General features: G+C 64.4%; 9 protein-coding genes and 2 pseudogenes. 8 read left to right on the top strand and 3 right to left on the bottom strand.

Features of this window, described 5'->3' with window-relative positions:
* Nucleotides 1–482: 482 nt before the first annotated feature.
* On the bottom strand, nt 483–1493 hold the full coding sequence (locus KIH76_RS11285; protein WP_338023682.1) for a CTP synthase: 1011 nt from the start codon (nt 1491–1493) through the stop codon (nt 483–485).
* Between the two features lie 955 nt (nt 1494–2448).
* Between KIH76_RS11285 and dcd the strand changes: the two genes are divergently transcribed.
* Nucleotides 2449–3030 (top strand): dCTP deaminase, encoded by a 582-nt coding sequence (dcd, locus tag KIH76_RS11280; protein ID WP_214374420.1) that lies wholly within the window; start codon nt 2449–2451, stop codon nt 3028–3030.
* 303 nt (nt 3031–3333) lie between these two features.
* Here the strand turns inward: dcd and KIH76_RS11275 are convergent, their stop codons facing one another.
* Nucleotides 3334–6333, bottom strand: coding sequence for a cation-translocating P-type ATPase (locus tag KIH76_RS11275; RefSeq protein WP_214374421.1), 3000 nt, complete (start codon nt 6331–6333; stop codon nt 3334–3336).
* A 309-nt stretch (nt 6334–6642) separates the two neighbouring features.
* Between KIH76_RS11275 and KIH76_RS11270 the strand changes: the two genes are divergently transcribed.
* The 7 genes and pseudogenes from KIH76_RS11270 to pknB form a co-directional block, all read left to right on the top strand.
* Nucleotides 6643–7344 (top strand): FhaA domain-containing protein, encoded by a 702-nt coding sequence (locus KIH76_RS11270; RefSeq protein ID WP_214374422.1) that lies wholly within the window; start codon nt 6643–6645, stop codon nt 7342–7344.
* 20 nt (nt 7345–7364) lie between these two features.
* The gene (locus KIH76_RS11265) at nt 7365–7898 is read left to right on the top strand and encodes an FHA domain-containing protein FhaB/FipA (RefSeq protein WP_214374423.1); all 534 of its coding nucleotides are present in this window, start codon (nt 7365–7367) and stop codon (nt 7896–7898) included.
* Between the two features lie 7 nt (nt 7899–7905).
* Nucleotides 7906–9600, top strand: a complete 1695-nt coding sequence (locus KIH76_RS11260; protein WP_219070759.1) for a PP2C family protein-serine/threonine phosphatase — start codon at nt 7906–7908, stop codon at nt 9598–9600.
* The gene (locus tag KIH76_RS11255) at nt 9597–10985 is read left to right on the top strand and encodes an FtsW/RodA/SpoVE family cell cycle protein (protein WP_214374425.1); all 1389 of its coding nucleotides are present in this window, start codon (nt 9597–9599) and stop codon (nt 10983–10985) included. The genes KIH76_RS11260 and KIH76_RS11255 overlap by 4 nt, the downstream gene beginning before the upstream one ends.
* Nucleotides 10982–12457 (top strand): peptidoglycan D,D-transpeptidase FtsI family protein, encoded by a 1476-nt coding sequence (locus tag KIH76_RS11250; protein ID WP_214374426.1) that lies wholly within the window; start codon nt 10982–10984, stop codon nt 12455–12457. The genes KIH76_RS11255 and KIH76_RS11250 overlap by 4 nt, the downstream gene beginning before the upstream one ends.
* Nucleotides 12454–13353, top strand: a pseudogene (locus tag KIH76_RS11245) (serine/threonine-protein kinase); the annotation flags it as partial. The gene KIH76_RS11250 and the pseudogene KIH76_RS11245, both read left to right, overlap by 4 nt.
* 491 nt (nt 13354–13844) lie before the next feature.
* Nucleotides 13845–16031, top strand: a pseudogene (gene pknB / locus KIH76_RS11240) (Stk1 family PASTA domain-containing Ser/Thr kinase); the annotation flags it as partial.
* 1101 nt (nt 16032–17132) lie between these two features.
* Here pknB and KIH76_RS11235 read toward each other — a convergent pair.
* Nucleotides 17133–17777: an anthranilate synthase component II gene (locus tag KIH76_RS11235; protein ID WP_219070758.1), complete on the bottom strand. Its 645-nt coding sequence runs from the start codon at nt 17775–17777 to the stop codon at nt 17133–17135.
* Between the last annotated feature and the right edge of the window lie 647 nt (nt 17778–18424).

Here is an 18424-nt window from a genome sequence, read left to right as displayed (position 1 = left end):
CCTTGCCGGCGGTTGTCTTCGCTGTCATGGCTTCCATTGTCTCAATCGGCGTGCTCATCACAGGCCCTTTCCCGCCGGCCTCACGACCGGCGATCGAAGCCAGTTACACACTTTCCGAGACAGTCCCACCCAAAACGGCAGTAGGCCCGGGGACGCGACCACCGGAGTACGTGACATTCCGGGCATACGGCCGGCACGGACGAGCAAAACGGGCATAAGCCCGGGAACACGTCACCGGAGTGCGCGACATCCCGGGCATACGGCCGATTCAGCACCGAGAAACAGGCGTATGCCCGGGAGCATCATCACATGGCAGCCGGCTTCCCGGGCATACGGCCGGTACGGGCAGACAAAACGACCGCAAGCCCGGGAGCATCATCACATGGCAGCCGACACCAGCCGACATCCCGGGCATACGGCCGTTTCACCCGCCCAAACCGGCCGTAAGCCCGGGGGATAACCCGCTACGATACGGCGACACCTCACACATGGCGCACTTGCGGCACACCGGCGGCCAACAGCTTCGCCGTCAGCGGCACCCGCTGTCGCACCTCCTCAAAATCAGTGCGGAGCATCATCGAAACACCACATTGCCGCAGTGCCGTCTCCCGCTCACGCTCAGCCCGCACCACGTCACGGATATCACGGCTTCCAGTCATGGCCGGATCAACGTACTTGCGCATGCCATCGTACTCGAGCACCACAATCCGCCCATCAGACAGCCGCCACAGAAAATCGACCCGGTACTGCGAACCCGTCCGAGCATCCGTAAATACGCGCTGCAGTTCGGGCACAGCGAATCCCTCTTCGATAATCGTCGCCCGGCAGAATGACTCGCCACCGTTTTCGCTCAACGGATCAGCGTAACGCGTCAATCTCAGCACCGGCCCGCAATCCACGTACAGAGAATCGCACACATCCGCGATCTCGTCTCCGGTGACCAATCCCATGCGCAACGCGGAATCGACCATGGGAAGAACCTGCTCGAACGGATACCGCAGTCCGCAATCCACAAGCGTCCTCGCCGGCGAAGTGACGCACACGGTCGTATCGGATTCGTCTATCGGGTAGGCAGGAATAGACGCCATGTAAATGCGCCGAATCAACGGATACGTCCGTTTCGCAACGATCGCGCTGGACGAGGCGATGAATACGCGATCCCCGCAGTGCAGCGACCAAGCATAGTCAAGTTGCAGCATCGCCGCCGCGCTGAGCCCCGCGAACACACGGTTCGGATACTGCAACGACAACGCACGAATAATATGTCTGGAACGTTCTTTGGGATCCAGCGTGTCCCAGTACTGCGCGCAAGAGTACAGATTGCGGTGCGGACGGACGATAAGACCCGCACGGACGCGGACCGCTACCGCCTTCCGTTCCGCGTTAGTTCGTGGAAAGAAACAGCGCCGACGCTGCCGAGACCGTGCGGACAGCGCATCGATTGCAGGATGAGTTCTCATGTTCCGATGATCGACGATGAACAGGATCTGCACAAGCTGGAACGGGGTATGTGGTCGAAAGGTACGGCCGCCATTGTGGATAACTCGCGCTGGCAGCTGTTTCGCACGTTTCTTGTGGACGGGTTCCCGGGCATACGGCCGTTTCCACGCGCAAAACCGGCAGTATGCCCGGGAGCGGGTCCGGGGATGCGACTAGGGGACGGGGGACTCCTCTCAACCCGCCTCCCGGGCATGCGGCCGGAATGGAGACCGGAAACGGCCGTAAGCCCGGGAACATGGCCACCACCACGCGCAACTTCCCGGGCATACGGCCGGTACGGGCGGGCAAAACGGCTGTAAGCCCGGGACACACCTACAGGACACGCATCCTCCCGGGCTTACGGCCGGCTCCACACCCAAAACCGGCAGTACGCCCGGGGACGCCCCCACCACGGCATGCAACACGGCATGCAACCTCCCGGGCATACGGCCGGTATGAGCGGGCAGAACGGCCGTAAGCCCGGGAACATGGCCACCACCACGCGCAACTTCCCGGGCATACGGCCGGTACGGGCGGGCAAAACGGCCGTAAGCCCGGGAAAACACCGGGTGACAGACAAAGGCAACGACACGAAGAACACGACACGAAGAACACGCGCCAAGAACAAAAGCACGAACAAAAGCACGAACAAAAGCACGAACAAAAGCAAGTGCCAAGAGCAAAGGCGAGAGCACACACACAAAAACAAAGAACCCCGGCGGGGTTGGCGCCGGGGAGAGAAAGGAGAGAGAAGAAGAAAGGTTTTCAATTGTCGGGAACTGCTGCTGTTCCTGTTCAGCTCTTGCTGACAGTTATTATGAAACCACCGGTTCCTTGGTGCAAGAATGTGGTTGTCTGAAAATAACCTGAGAATTATTGAATCGAGCCACCGCGCGCCGGCACGCGCCGGTCTGCCGCTACACTGGAGTACAGATCATCTGTCGTCAATACTGTATATAAGGAGCGACCATGCTGCTGTCCGATCGCGATATCCTCGCCGCCAAGGAAGACGGTCATATCTCGCTTGATCCGTGGACGCCCGAAATGGTGCAGCCGGCGTCGATCGACGTGCGGCTCGACCGGTACTTCCGCCTGTTCAACAACCACGCGTACACATATGTCGATCCGGCCGAGAACCAGGGCGCACTGACCGAACAGTTCGAGGTCGCGCCCGACGAGCCGTGGATCCTGCATCCGGGCGAGTTCGCGCTCGGCTCGACGTGGGAGTACGTCAAGCTCGACGCGACGATCGCGGCGCGACTCGAGGGCAAGAGTTCGCTCGGCCGACTCGGCATCCTCACCCATTCGACGGCCGGCTTCATCGATCCGGGATTCGAGGGGCACATCACGCTCGAGCTGAGCAACGTCTCGACGCTGCCGGTCAAGCTGTGGCCGGGCATGAAGATCGGTCAGATGTGCTTCTTCCAGCTCAGCTCGCCGGCTGAGCATCCGTACGGATCCAAGGGCACCGGCTCGCATTACCAGGGCCAGCGCGGTCCGACCCCGAGCCGCTCCTACATCAACTTCTACAAGGCCGAGATCAACGACTGATCGCCAGTCCCGACTCCATCGCCCAAGCATCACGCAACCGCACCCGATCTCACTAGTACTTTGTCGGGTTTGATGTGATGGGTTTGACGCTCCCCCAGTCGGCTTCGCCGACAGCGTCCTGCAATTGCGGACGGCCTGCGACCGCGCTCTGCTGGCTCGCTGTCGCTCGCATCTCGCCTACAAACGCCTCCGGCGTTTGCTATACGGCTCGGCCTAGCCGAGGGGGCCAAGGTTCTGCCAAAGGCCATATGAGAAAGAGGCTCCCCGTGGGGAGCCTCTTGACGGTTAGCCGGTATGGCGCGGTCACGCGGTCACTCCGCGACGCTTGTCGACGGCGCGCATGACGGCCTTGTAGATCTCGGAGGCCACCAGCACGATCGCCGCCAGGCCGATGCACTCGAACCAGGCCACCAGATCGAGCGGCGTGGTGCCGAACGCGTCGTTGAGGAACGGCACGTAGATCACCACGACCTGCAGCAGGATCGAGATGCCGATCGCGCCCCACAGCCACTTGTTGCTGAACAGGCCCACGAACGCGGATTGGCGCGCCGAACGCGAGGCGATCGCGTTGAACAGCTGCGCGAACACGAGGATCGTGAAGCCCATCGTGCGGGCCTCGGTCATCTGCGCGTCGTGGCCGAGCGCGTCCACGGAACGGTCGGTGAACAGGCCGCCCGCGAGGTGCATGTCCATGCCGATCAGCGTCACCGCGGCCATGATGATGCCGATGAACGCGATATCGATCCACATATCGCGATCGATCACACGATCGGTCAGGCGACGCGGCTTGCGGGCCATCACGTCGTCGGTCTGCGGGTCGACGCCCATCGCGAGCGCCGGCGCGGCGTCGGTGAGCAGATTGATCCACAGCAGCTGCGTGGCGAGCAGCGGCACGGTCACGCCCTGCGTGCCGGGCTGGGTGATGCCGAGCACGCCGGCGAGCATGACGCCGCCGAACACGGTGAACACCTCGCCCACGTTGGAGCTGAGCAGGTAGCGCAGGAACTTGCGGATGTTGTCGAAGATCACGCGGCCTTCGCGCACGGCGGCGACGATGGTGGAGAAGTTGTCGTCCGCGAGGATCATCTTCGCGGATTCCTTGGTGACTTCGGTGCCGGTGATGCCCATCGCCACGCCGATGTCGGCGGACTTGACGGCCGGCGCATCGTTCACGCCGTCGCCGGTCATGGCGGCGATGTTGCCCTGGCGCTGCAGCGATTCGACGATCTTGAGCTTGTGTTCCGGCGCGACTCGCGCGTACACGGACACTTCGGAGGTCGCCTTGTCGAGTCCGGCCTCGTCGAGTGCGTCGAGCTGATCGCCGGTCAGCGCGCGACCGCCGCGTTCGATGATGCCCAGATCGGAGGCGATGCGAGCCGCGGTGAGCGGGTGGTCGCCGGTGATCATGACGGTGCGGATGCCGGCGCGGTGCGCTTCGGCCACGGAATCACGGACCTCGGTGCGCGGCGGGTCGATGATGCCGACCATGCCGGCCCAGATCAGGTCGGATTCGATCACGTCGGACTGTTCGGAGATGTCGGTGATCTGACCGGCCGAGTTCGTCACGATGCCGGGGACGTCGGTCAGCGAGGAGACGCCGAGCGGACGGTACGCCTCGCCCAGCGTGCGGTAGGCTTCGCCGGACAGTTTCTCGACGGTCGCGAGGATCGTCTGACGGTCGCCTTCGGTGAGCGGACGGACCGCGCCGCCGACGGCGATGCGCGTGCAGTACGAGAGCAGCACGTCCGGCGCGCCCTTCGCGAAGACGGTCAGGTTGCCGGCGTCGGCGTTGTCCTTGGCGACGATCGCCATGCGCTTGCGTTCGGACGTGAACGGCACTTCGGCCACGCGCTCGAAGTTCGCGTACTTGCGATCGGCGTGCACCTTGCGGGCGGCGACGATCAGCGAGACTTCGGTCGGGTCGCCGATCGCCTCCCACGTGCCGGGCTTGGATTCGCTTTCGCGCAGGTCGCCGTCGTTCGCGAGCGTGCCGGCGCCGAGCGTGGCCATCACTTCGGCCTCGACGCCCGCCGGAACGGCCAGATCGCCGGTCGCGGACGAGCCGCCGACCATCACCATGCGGCCTTCCGGCGCGTAGCCGGTGCCGGTGATCTGCACTTCGCCGGAAGGCGTGACCACACGCTCGACGGTCATCTCGTTGCGGGTGAGCGTACCGGTCTTGTCGGAGCAGATCACGGACGCGGAACCGAGCGTCTCCACGGAGGAGAGCTTCTTGACGATCGCGTTGTGCTTGGCCATGCGCTGCACGCCAAGCGCGAGCACGACGGTCAGGATCGCGGCCAGGCCCTCAGGCACGGCGGCGACGGCCAGCGAGACGGCCAGCAGCAGCGAGTCGATGATGTCATGCACCGAGTGGAAGCCCTGCGTGAGCGCGAGCGCGGCGAGCACGACCACGGCGATGATGCACACCGCGAGGCCGAGGATCTTGGAGACGTGCGCCATCTCCTTCTGCAGCGGGGTGGCTTCGTCGTCGGTGGCGGCGAGCATGTCGGCGATCTTGCCGACCTGCGTGTTCATGCCGGTGCCGGTGACGATCGCGCGGCCGGTGCCCTGCGTGACGGACGTGCCGTTGAAGATCATGTTCGAGCGGTCGCCGAGCGCCTTGGCTTCGGCGAGCGTCTCCGGCTTCTTGCCGACCGGGACGGATTCGCCGGTCAGCGACGCCTCCGCGATGCGCAGGGACGCGGCGGCGAACAGTCGCCCGTCGGCGGAGACGGTGTCGCCTTCGCCGAGCACGACGATGTCGCCGGGGACGACGTCGGTGGTGTTGATGTGCACGACCTTGCCGTCACGCAGGACGGCGGTCTGCGGCGCGGTCATCTGCGCGAGCGCGGCGACGGCCTGTTCGGCGCGGGCTTCCTGGATGTAGCCGAGGACGGCGTTGACGATCAGGATGAGCACGATGACGAGCGCGTCGAACGGCACCGGTTCGCCGGCGCCCGGCGTGTTGGCGCGTTCGATGAACCATGCGACCACCGAGATCGCGGTGGCGACGAGCAGCAGATAGACCAGCGGGTCCTCGAACTGCGCGAGGAACTTCTTCCACTTCGGCACCGGCGGCGCGCTGGCCAGCTGGTTCGGGCCGAATTTCTCGAGGCGACGCTTGGCCTCGTCCGAGCTCAAGCCGGTGGCCGGGTCGACATTCAGCGCCTTGGCCACGGCGTCCGCGTCGGTCAGCGACGGGTCGGTATCGTTCAACAGCGCCTGCTGGGCGCGCACTTCCTCTGAAATCGCGTCCTCGGTCGGTGCGGACGCGGTGGATTGACCGTTACGATCAACCATGATGTTGTTCTCCTTGGTATAGCCGCGGAGTAGTCAGTCCTCGCGAACCCCTGGTTTTCTCCCCTGATTCGCGGCAAGACTGCGCGGTTATGGGCACCGGCGCAACTGCTGCCGATGCGTACGTGTGCCATTATTCCATACCCCGCTAACCTCGCGGCGAAACCACACGCGGACATAATGAAACAGAACTGCCTGCACATGGGTGCGACGTGGAAGTTTTGCGCCCATGTGCAGGGAACAAGGGCGAAATTTTGGCCTTATTCCCCACTGCCGCGTAGGATGGGTGAGGATATGTAGAAAGGGATCACCATGAGCGTTCTCGACCGTTTTGAGAAAAGTGTAGAAGGCGCGGTCAATGGCGTGTTCGCCAAGTTCGGGTCCAAGGACCTGCAGCCCGTCGACCTCTCCAGCGCCCTCGAACGCGAAATCGACAATGAGGCGATGCCGGTGGGTCGCGACCGCACGGTGGCTCCGAACGAGTACCGTTTCAAGCTGAGCACCGCCGACTTCGACCGCATCGAGCAGTGGGGTTCGGAGACCCTCGCCAACGAGCTGGCCGACAACCTGACCCAGTACGCCAAGAGCCAGCACTACGCGTTCGTAGGCCCGGTCGTGGTGATCTTCGAGGAGGATCTCGACCTCACCAAGGGCAACTTCAACCTGAGCTCCGAATCGGTGCAGGGCAACGCGGTGCCGGTCACCACGAACGAGCAGTCGCAGTCCGAGCCGATGCTCGAGGTCAACGGCAACCAGTACCTGCTCACCAAGGAGAAGACGGTGATCGGCCGCGGCTCTGGCTGCGACATCATCATCGACGATCCGGGCATCTCCCGCCGCCACATGGAGATCGACATCACCCCCAACGGCGTGATCGCCCGCGACCTCGGCTCCACGAACCACATGTACATCGAAGGCCATCAGGTCCCGATCGCCACGCTGCTCGACGGCAACACGATCACCATCGGCCGCACCCGCATCCTCTACTGGGCCTCCGCGCAGGATCAGGAGTAAGCCCGCGAAGGAGCCGTTCCATGACCGAATTGACCTTCGCCATTCTTAAATACGGGCTGCTCGCCCTGCTGTGGGTGTTCGTATGGCTTGCCATGCGTTCCCTGCACAAGGACATGGAGTCGTTCAGCCCGCATACCTCGCGCACGCATCGCCGCAAGGAGCGTCGTGCGCGCAAGGCCGCCGAATCGCCGGCGCCGGTCGCCACGTCGTCCGCGGTGCCGGTGCACACGCCCGTGCCCGAACGCGCGAACGCGGCGAACGATCTGACCCTGCTGGTCATCATCGACGGTCCGCTCGCCGGCGCTTCAGTGCCACTGAGCGGCAATTCGATCACGCTCGGCCGCGCCGCGTCGAACACGGTCGTGCTGGACGACGAGTTCGCGTCCTCGCACCACGCCCGCGTCTACAAGGATCCGATCACCAACTCGTGGGCCATCGAGGATCTCGGCAGCACGAACGGCACCGTGGTCAACGGCCAGCGCATCAACACACCCACCATCCTCGCCGCGCGCGTGCCCGTGCGCATCGGCGCGACCACCTTCGAATTGAGGTGATCGCCCTATGCCGAATTCCGCCGCTTCGCAAAATCTGTTCCTGTATTCCACGACCGTTTCGGACGTGGGCACCGTGCGTGCCAACAACCAGGATTCGTCGTTCGCCGGCGAGCATCTGGCCGCGATCTGCGACGGCATGGGCGGCCATGCGGGCGGCGATACGGCATCGACGATCGCGATCCGTTCGCTCGCGCACATCGAGCACGACGATGTCAACGGAGACATCCAGACCGTTGCCCACATGCTGGAATCGTCGGTGATCGCCGCGCACGACGCGATCGTCGGCAAGGCCAAGCACGAGCGCAAGCTCGCCGGCATGGGCACCACGGTCGTCGCGCTGGTATTGGTCGCCGGGCACTGGGTGCTCGCCCATATCGGCGATTCGCGCGCGTATCTGCTGCGTGACGGCAAGCTCACGCGCATGACGCACGATCACAGCTACGTCCAGCATCTGATCGACATGGGCCGCATCACGGAAGCGGAGGCGAAGAACCATCCGCAACGCAACGTCGTCATGCGTGTGCTCGGTGATTTCGACATCGACCCACGACCCGATATCGCGATCCGCAAGGCCCACCCTGCGGATCGCTGGCTGTTGTGCTCCGACGGCCTGTGCGGCGTGCTCGAAGACTCGACGATCGAGCAGGTGATGGCCGACTGCACCGACCAGGAGGAGTGCGCGCAGCGGCTCGTCGGCATGGCGCTCAAGGCCGGCAGCACCGACAACGTGACCGCGGTGATCGCGGACGCAACGCTCGCGCTCGACGCGAACGCCTTCGACATCCCGCACCAGACGCTGCTGGTCGGCGGCGCGGTGAGCGCCAGCTCCGAGACGATCGCCGACATCGTGAACGCGCCCGTGGCGACCGCGCCCGCGCTGCGCGCCGACATGAGCTCGCCGGCGACCCGCGCGGCCAAGCTGATCCAGGACCGCGGCGACGCGAAGTCAAAGAACGGCAAGGCTGGCGCCGGCGCGGATCCCGCAAAGCCGCGCGTGGCCCAGCCGTCCGCGGTGCGCGAGGAGATCGGCGACCGCGAAGTGCCCGACACCGGCGAAATCCCGGTCATCCAGAAGTCGGACGGCCGCATCACCACCGATCCGAGCGACCCGGAGGTCGCGCGCGCCATCCACCGCGAGCAGGCGGAACAGCGTAAGGTCCGGCGTACGCGCCGGCACCGCAACCGCTTCCTCGTGCTGCTGAGCGTGATCGTGGCGCTGGCCGCGCTGATTGGCTGCGGCTGGGGCGCGTACGTGTGGAGCCAGAGCCGGTATTACCTGGCGTCCGGCGACGGCGTGATCACGATCTACCAAGGCGTGAACACGAACCTGTTCGGCCTGTCGCTCTCGCACGAGGTCGAGAAGACCGACATCAAGGTGGACTCGCTGCCTGAATCGTGGCAGTCGCAGCTCGAGCAGGGCATCACGGTCGACAGCCTCGAGGAGGCCAAGACGCACGCGAAGTTCATCGAGGCCGAGCGCGACAAGGAGACGCAGAAGAACGAGGCGAGCACGCCGAGCTTCGGCGCGGCCGACGACGCGATCGACAACGGCAACTCGAGCGACTCGTCCAAGTCCGACAGTTCCAGCAACTCGAACAGCTCGAACAAGTCGTCCGGCACGTCCAACACCAAGTCCAACTCATCGAATTCGTCCAACTCAACCGGCACGAACAGCTCATCGAACGGAGGTGACGCGCAATGATCGCAACCCGATTGCGGCAGATCTCGCTGCTGCTGTTCGCGATGCTGATCGGTTTCGTCGCGTTCTTCCAGATGTTCGAGCGCACGACCGGCAGCTTTCCGACGAATTACGCGATCGCGCTCGGCGCGGTCGTCGTGCTGTACCTCGTGCTGTGGGCGCTGACGATCAGGTTCCAGCCGTACGCGAGCCAGTCGATCATGCCGTGCGTGCTGCTGCTGAGCGCGATCGGCACGACGATGATCGCGCGCATCGACTATGCGAAGGACACGACGGTCGGCTTCCGGCAGCTGCTGTGGATCGCGGCCGCGCTCGTATTGTGCTGCATACTGATCGTCGCGATGCAGGACTACCGCATCCTGCGCCGCTTCTCGTACGTGAGCATGGTGGTGGGCCTGATCCTGCTGCTCTCCCCCATGATTCCGGGCCTCGGCATCGACATCAACGGCGCAAGCGTGTGGATCAAGATCCCGTTCACGTCGAGCACCGTGCAGCCGGCCGAGTTCGCCAAGCTGTTCCTCGCGTTCTTCTTCGCGTCCTACCTGTTCGACCACCGCGACCAGCTGGCCGTCGGCGGCAAGAAGTTCCTCGGCCTGCAGCTGCCGCGCATCAAGGACATGGGCCCGATCATCATCATCTGGGGCGTGTCGATGGGCGTGCTCGTGCGCCAGCACGACCTGGGCACCTCGCTCATGTTCTTCGCGATGTTCGTCGCGATGCTGTACGTGGCCACCGGCCGCAAAAGCTGGATCGTGATCGGCCTGCTCGCGTTCGCGGCCGGCGCGGTCGTCGCGGCGCGCATCTTCAGCCATGTGGGCGCGCGCGTCGACGCATGGTTGCAGCCGTTCAGCAACGAGCAGTACAACATGGAGTTCGGCGGTTCGTACCAGATCGTCACCGGCCTGTTCGGCCTGTCGTCGGGCGGACTCGCGGGCACCGGGCTCGGCCAGGGCCACCCCGATCTGACCCCGTACGCGAACTCCGACTACATCTACGCTTCCGTGGGCGAGGAAATGGGCCTCGCCGGCCTGTTCGCGGTGCTCGTGCTGTACCTGCTCATCATCGCGTCCGGCTTCATCACGGCCATGAAGATCAAGGACGGCTTCGGCAAGCTGCTCGCCTCCGGTCTCGTGTTCACGATGGCGTTCCAGGTGTTCACGGTCGTCGGCGGCATCACGCTCGTCATCCCGCTGACCGGCATGACCATGCCGTACATGGCCGCAGGCGGCTCGTCGATCATCGCGAACTACCTGCTCGCAGCGCTGCTCGTGGTCATCTCGAACGCGGCGAACAAGCCCGAGCCGCCCACCGACCTGTCTGAAACGTTCCAGTATGAGGCGCTGGCCGCCTTGCGCGACCACGAACTCAAGGAGCGTGGTAACCGATGAACAAATCTCTACGCCAGCTGTTCACGGCCGTACTGGTATTGTTCGTGATCCTCGGCATCTCCAGTTCGGTCTTCACCGCATTCGTCGACGACGATCTCAACGCCGACTCGCGCAACACGCGTTCGCTGTACCGCACGTACGGCACGCCGCGCGGCGCGATCCTCGCGTCCGACGGCACGGTGATCGCGCAGTCGGTCGCCACGAACGACGCGTTCAAATACCAGCGCCAGTACTCGAACGGCCCGCTGTACGCGCCGATCACCGGCTATTTCTCGATCTCGCACGGCATCGGCCCAGAAGGCAACGGCATCGAAAGCTCGCGCAACGAGCTGCTCAGCGGCCAGGCCGACGCCCTGCTGTGGGAGCGGTTCAAGGCCGTGCTCGCCGGCACGCAGAACACCGGCGCGTCGATCGAAACGTCGATCGATTCCAAGTTGCAGACGCTCGCGTACCAGCTTCTGGACGGCAAGGACGGTTCGGTGGTCGTGACCGAGCCGAAGACCGGCCGCATCCTCGCGATGGTGAGCACGCCGAGCTACGATCCGAACACGCTCGCCACACACGCCACGGCCGACGCGAACAAGGCCTTCCAAGAGCTTGTGGGCGACGAGTCGAATCCTATGCTCAACCGCGCGATCCGCCAGCTCTACCCGCCGGGATCCACGTTCAAGACCGTGGTGGCGGCCGCCGCGCTCGAAACCGGCGACTACGACCTCGACACGCAGATCCCGGCCGGCGCCAGCTACACGCTGCCCGGCACGGCCACCGCGCTCACCAATTCCAGCACGGCCGGCGGCGGCACGAACGGCAAGATCTCACTCGAGGACGCGATGGCGTACTCGTCGAACACCGCATTCGCGCAGCTGGGCGTCGCGCTCGGCGCGGACAAGGTCGAGGCGATGGCCGAAAAGCTCGGCTACGGCAAGTCGTTCACCGTGGACGGCACCACATCCACCGGCAACCCGATGACGTCGGTCGAGTCGAAGTTCCCGTCCGATCCGACCGACGACCGGCTCGCGCTGGCCTCGATCGGCCAAGGAGACAACCAGATCACGCCATTGCAGAGCGCGATGATCGCCTCCGCGATCGCGAACGACGGCGTGCTCATGAAGCCGACGCTGGTCGACCGCGTGCGTTCGAGCGACCTGTCGGTGATCTCGGAGACGAAGGCGCAGGTGATGCGCCAGGTCTTCAGCGCGGACACCGCGAACAAGCTGACGACCGCGATGCAGTCCGTGATCACCAAGGAATACCCGTCGCTCGAGATCGACGGCGTGAACGTGGCCGCGAAAACCGGCACCGCGCAGATCGGCACCGCCAACCAGAGCATCGACGGCTGGATCATGGGCTTCGCGCCCGCCGAGAACCCGCAGATCGCGATCTCGGTGGTCGTGCATAATACTGATCTCTACGGATCGCTGGCCGCAGGCCCGATCATGAAGTCGTTGATGGAGGAGGCGCTGAAGAAATGAAACTGATCGAAGGACAGCTGATTCACCGCCGCTACCGTCTCGACCGCCGCCTTGCACAGGGCGGCATGGGTGAGGTCTGGAAGGCGTACGACATCCAGCTCAACCGTCCGGTCGCCATCAAGGCGCTGCGTTCCGACCAGTCCAACATCGAGTCGAAACTGCAGCGGCTGCGTGCGGAAGCGCACAATTCCGCCAATCTCGCGCATCCGAACATCGCCGCGCTGTTCGAATACTACGAGCACGACGGCATCGGCTTCCTCATCATGGAATACGTGCCGTCGAAGTCGCTCGCGGACATCTACCACGAGCGCGGCGCGATGCCGCCGACCGAACTGCTGCCGATCCTCATCCAGACCGCGCGCGGCCTGTTCGTCGCGCACAGCCACGGCGTGATCCACCGCGACGTCAAGCCGGCCAACATCATGGTCTCCGACACCGGCGAGGTGAAGATCACCGACTTCGGCGTCTCCTACTCCACCAACCAGGAGCAGATCACGCAGGACGGCATGGTCGTGGGCACCGCGCAGTACATCTCCCCCGAGCAGGCGCAGGGACAGCAGGCCACGCCGCAGTCCGACATCTACTCGCTCGGCGTCGTCGCGTACGAAGGCCTGTGCGGGCACCGTCCGTTCACGGGAGCCACGCCGGTCGACATCGCGGCCGCGCACGTGAACGATCCGGTGCCGCCGCTGCCCGACGCGATCGACCTTCAGCTGCGCCAGTTCGTCATGTCGATGCTGGAGAAGGATCCGCTCGACCGGCCGAAGGACGCGCTGGTCGTCTCGCGCACGCTGGCGCGCATCGAACGCCGGCTGCTCGACCAGCAGACCGCCGCGAGCGACGACACGATGACCGGCACCGGACGACTGCTGCGCCGCGTGACCAGCAAGCCGCACGCGGTGAACACGATGCTGCACGCGATGGATCCGAAAACGATCATCCCGTCCGGGGATTCGCCGGTGCCCGCCGCGCCGATCGTCATCACACCTGATCAGGCCGCGGCGAACGCGGCGGTGGCAGCGGAACCGCGCGCCGATACCGGCGGGGCCGCGCCGATCATCGTGCCGGATGCGGGTGCCGCGACTGCCGCGGGCAATGCGGGCAACGTCACCGCCGAGGGCGAACCACCGATCGACGCGGGGATCGCGCCCGATCTCACGTCGGCGAGTCTGCCGAACATCCCGATGGCGACGAACACCGCCACCAACGCCGTAACCGATACAACCGGCACGACCACACCCGGCGCAACCGGCACGAACGGCGTGGCGAATGCCGCAAACGCGACCGGCATGACGAACGCGACGGACACCGTCGACGCGCCGGCCGGCGTACAAATCAGCTTGGATAAGGCCGCATCCGAAATGCGGGACTCATGGAAGGAACAGCAATGAGCAGCATGCCCAATTCGCTCGCCGATGGCCGGTATCAGCTCGGCCAGCTCGTCGGCCGCGGCGGCATGGCCGAAGTGCGCGTGGCGCTCGATACGCGCCTCGGGCGCACGGTCGCCGTCAAGATCATGCGTTCCGATCTGGCGAACGACCAGATCTTCCTGTCGCGGTTCCGTCGCGAGGCGCACGCGGTCGCGCAGATGAACAACCCGAACATCGTCAACATCTACGATTCGGGCGAGGAGACGGTGACGGCCGAGGACGGCTCGACCGAGCACCTGCCGTACCTGGTGATGGAGTACGTGAAGGGCCAGACCCTGCGCGACATCATCAAGGTGAACGGCGCGCTCTCCCAGCGAGACGCGGAACAGATCATGCTCGGCGTACTCAACGCGCTCGAGTATTCGCACCGCATGGGCATCATCCACCGCGACATCAAGCCCGGCAACATCATGATCTCCGACCAGGGCGTGGTCAAGGTCATGGACTTCGGCATCGCGCGTGCGCTCGACGATTCCGCCGCGACGATGACCCAGTCGCAGGGCGTGGTCGGCACCGCGCAGTACCTCTCCCCCGAGCAGGCGCGCGGCGAGACCGTCGACATGCGCTCCGACCTGTATTCGGCCGGCTGCGTGCTGTACGAGATGCTGACCGGACGGCCGCCGTTCACCGGCGACTCGGCCGTGGCGATCGCGTACCAGCATGTGTCGGAAGTGGCGACGCCGCCTTCCGCCGTGGTGCCCGGACTGCCGAAGATGTGGGATTCGATCGTGGCCAAGGCGATGGCCAAGGACCGGCAGAACCGCTACGCGACGGCCGCCGAGTTCAAGACCGACATCCTGACGTTCATGAACGGCGGCGTGCCGGTGGCGGCCGCGTTCAACCCGCTGACCGACCTGTCGAACATGAAGGCGCGCAAGCAGGCCGAACAGAACGATCCGACGGCGACCGCGGCGATGAGCCCGACGATGGCCATGCCGGGCGTTCCGGGCGCGGCCGGCGTTCCCGGAGTTCCGGGGGTTCCCGGGGCCGTAGGCGAGACGACCACCACGCAGGCGTTCAACCCGGTGACCGGCCAGTTCGAGGCGATCCCGGCCATGCAGCCCAACTACGGCAATGGCAGCACGGCGGTCCGGTCCCGCACCGAGCAGCGTGAGGCGGCGGCGAAGTCCGGCAAACGCAAGAAGGCCATCGCGGCGTCGATCATCTGCGCGCTGGTCGCGATCATCGCGATCGCCGGCATCTACGTCGTGCTGCACGGCGGCGCGGCGAACGTGGTCGAACAGCAGGTCGAGATCCCCGACTTCACGTCGATGTCGGGCGTGACGCGCGACAAGGTCCGTTCCGAACTCACCGATCTCGGCCTCACGCCGAAGATCACCGACGACAACGACTCCGACAAGGCCGAAGGCACCGTGACCAAGCAGAGCCCGAAGGGCGGCAACAAGGTCGCTAAGGGCAGCACGGTCGAGGTGTGGTTCTCGACCGGCCCGAAGTCCGAAACGGTTCCGGATGTCAAGGAGATGAGCCAGTCCGAGGCGATCAGCGCGCTGACCGCGAAGGGGTTCAAGGTCAGCGACACCGTGCAGACCGTCGACAGCACGATTGAGGCGAACAAGGTCGTCAAGACCGATCCCGCCGCGGACTCGTCCAAGCCGAAGGGCACCACGATCACGCTGTACGTGTCCACCGGCAAGATGAGCATGCCTGACGTGACCAACCAGCCGCTCGCGGCCGCGCAGCAGACGCTGTCGGACATGGGCCTGAAGAGCCAGAGCACGTCGGAGGAATACGACGACAACGTGGCCGAGGGCTCGGTGATCAGCACGAACCCGTCCGCAGGCGAGTACGTGGATTCGACCATGACGATCTCGATCGTCGTCTCGAAGGGCAAGGAACCGGTCAAGAAGGTGACGATCCCGTCCACCATCGCGCTCGGTTCGAGCAGCGCCACCGTGAGCGCCGTGACCTCGCAGCTCGAGGCGCTGGGACTGAAGGTGGCGATCGCAAGCGGCAGCCCGAGCTCCGGCAGCGCGATCGTGACCGCCACGGACCCGGGACTGGGGCAGGAGGTCGACGAGGGATCCACGGTGACGCTCACCACGAAGGAGGCGTCGTCGTCCGGCTCCAACGGTTCCGAGTCCAACGGCAGCTCCGGCTCCACGGATTCCAACGGTTCGAGCAACTCGAACGGCGGGTCCACATCGAACGGTTCTGGCTCTTCCGATACCAACGGGTCTGGTTCCGACTCGAACGGATCCTCCTCCGGCACGTCCTCCGGCTCCAGCTCGGAAGGTTCCAGCACCACCAATAACTAGGTTCCTCCGCAGCCGCCCCCGGAACCCCCGTAACCCCTCGGTTCCGGGGGTTCCGGCTTAATAGGTTTGTTCTGGTTCCGGGGGTTCTGGTTCCGGGGGTTCTGGTTCCGGGGGTTCTGGTGGTTCTGGTTGACTCGACAGCCGGCCATCGATACCGTTCGGCAGCCAGAAGTCTTGGCCCATCACGGAGAGACCCCGGTCGATCATCTCGGCCGGGGTCTCTCCGTCTCGCTAAAACCGTCTTCCGTTGTCCGGTGTCTTCCGTTGTCCGGTGTCCTCCGCAAATAGGTATATCCGGACTCACCCTCCCGGGCTTACGGCCGGTTTCCCTACCCAAACCGACCGTATGCCCGGGAAGGTGAGCGTAAGTGGGTATATCCGGATTCACCCTCCCGGGCTTACGGCCGTTTCAGTCGAGTGAAACGGCCGTAAGCCCGGGAGACGGAAAGCGTGTCACAGCACCTCCCCGGGCTTATGCCTGTTTTGAAACCTTCGTTCCGACCGTATGCCCGGGAGAAAAGCTACACGAGATCCCCGCTATCCCACACACGGGTTATCTCCGGTATCTCCCGGGCTTACGGCCGGTTTGGTCGAGTGAAACGACCGTATGCCCGGGAAGGCGAGCGTAAGTGGGTACATCCGGACACCGAAAACCATAGGTGGGTATATCTGGTCTAGTTAGAGCCTCAGGCGAGGTCTATCTAGTCCAGATATGCCCACTTTCGGTATTTCGGGGTACCGGATGGTCCAGATATACCCACCTTCCCCGCTAATCTCCGTTGCTTGGGCGGGTTCCCGGGCTTACGGCCGGTTTGGGTAGGGAAACCGGCCGTAAGCCCGGGAGGGTGAGTCCGGATCTGTCCACTTACCGTCTTTTGGAGTTTAGACCCGACTATTCGGAGTCCGAAGTTACCCACTTTTACTGTTTGGGATTACTGGACAGTCCGGATTTGCCCACTTATGACCCACTTACTTGTTGACTTTGGGCTTGAGACCGGCGGACTTGGCGACGGCACTGGGCTGGCCGCACACCTTGAGCCAGTTGGCGAGCAGACGGTAACCGTCCTGGGTCATCACGGATTCGGGATGGAACTGGACCGCGTACATCGGCAGGTCGCGGTGCTTGATGCCCTGGATGATGTGGTCGCCCTGCGTCCACGCGGTCACGACCAGCTCGTCCGGCACGGAATCCGGCTCGACGGCCAGCGAATGATACCGGGTCGCGGTCATCGGATTGGCTACGCCCTCGAAGATCTCGTCGTCGATATGCTCGACCTGGCTCGTCTTGCCATGCATGATCGTCGGCGCATGGTCGACCGTGCAGCCGAACACCTCGGCCAACGCTTGCAGGCCCAGGCACACGCCGAACATCGGTTTCTTCTCGGCCGCGCACAGACGGATCACGTCTTCGCTCGCGCCTGATTCGGCCGGCGCGCCCGGGCCGGGGGAAATCAGCACGCCGTCGTAGCCGTCGAGCACGCCGGGCCGGGAGGGGTCGATCGCGTCGTTGCGCACCACCGTCACCGTGGCGCCCAAAGTCTTGAGATACCCGACGATCGTGTACACGAACGAGTCGTAGTTGTCGACCACCAGGATGCGCGCCGAATCCGTCATGTTGTCTCCTTACGCAACGAGCCACAGTACCTGCATACTGTGGCTCAGTGTAGTCGAGGGTGGCGGTGGGCGGCCTACCGGTGCCCATTTTTCTCGGCCTCTTTATCGTTGCCATGAATTGTCTAATCTCGACGGATAGTCGACGCATGTCTCGGGGCACGGTTGACACCATTACTTCCCGTTACCTCCCGGGCATACGGCCTGTTTGGGCGGTCAAAACGGGCGTAAGCCCGGGAGGTTGCGGGACGTTGCGGAAGGGTGCGGGCATTGCAGGACGTTGCGGGAGGGTGCCACCGGAAGGTTGCGGGAGGGTACGGGACGTGCGGAAGGGTGCGCGGCGTTGCGGGAGGCTGCCACCGGGAGGTTGCCATGAATCGGCACGAATCGATATGAAAGACGATATGAAAGACAATACGAAAGGATAAACCCGGGCTTCGTGGTATCCGGCTTCTGGCTACCCCTCAGTCCGCTTCGCAGCCAGCTCCCCCGGCAGGGGTGGGGAACCGCCTAAGTTCAAGAAGGCTATTCGCTGTTTGTGGTGGGTGATGGTCAGGTGGTGGTGACGGCTTTGAGGTCGAGTTTGCCGCAGGTCAGGTAGATCATGGTGGCGAAGTAGTCCATGTTGCGGAAGCCCCTCGCCCGTCGTT

It is taken from the genome of Bifidobacterium simiiventris, from assembly GCF_019331715.1.
Lineage (GTDB): Bacteria > Actinomycetota > Actinomycetes > Actinomycetales > Bifidobacteriaceae > Bifidobacterium > Bifidobacterium simiiventris.
Note: the sequence above shows the minus strand (reverse complement) of the source record. Positions and strands in the feature narration are given on the sequence as shown.

Bases quoted from the DNA above. Each gene is read 5' to 3' on its own strand.
- dcd (WP_214374420.1), top strand. From the start codon at position 2,449: ATGCTGCTGTCCGATCGCGATATCCTCGCCGCCAAGGAAGACGGTCAT.
- KIH76_RS11275 (WP_214374421.1), bottom strand. From the start codon at position 6,333: ATGGTTGATCGTAACGGTCAATCCACCGCGTCCGCACCGACCGAGGAC.
- KIH76_RS11270 (WP_214374422.1), top strand. From the start codon at position 6,643: ATGAGCGTTCTCGACCGTTTTGAGAAAAGTGTAGAAGGCGCGGTCAAT.
- KIH76_RS11265 (WP_214374423.1), top strand. From the start codon at position 7,365: ATGACCGAATTGACCTTCGCCATTCTTAAATACGGGCTGCTCGCCCTG.
- KIH76_RS11260 (WP_219070759.1), top strand. From the start codon at position 7,906: ATGCCGAATTCCGCCGCTTCGCAAAATCTGTTCCTGTATTCCACGACC.
- KIH76_RS11255 (WP_214374425.1), top strand. From the start codon at position 9,597: ATGATCGCAACCCGATTGCGGCAGATCTCGCTGCTGCTGTTCGCGATG.
- KIH76_RS11250 (WP_214374426.1), top strand. From the start codon at position 10,982: ATGAACAAATCTCTACGCCAGCTGTTCACGGCCGTACTGGTATTGTTC.
- KIH76_RS11235 (WP_219070758.1), bottom strand. From the start codon at position 17,777: ATGACGGATTCGGCGCGCATCCTGGTGGTCGACAACTACGACTCGTTC.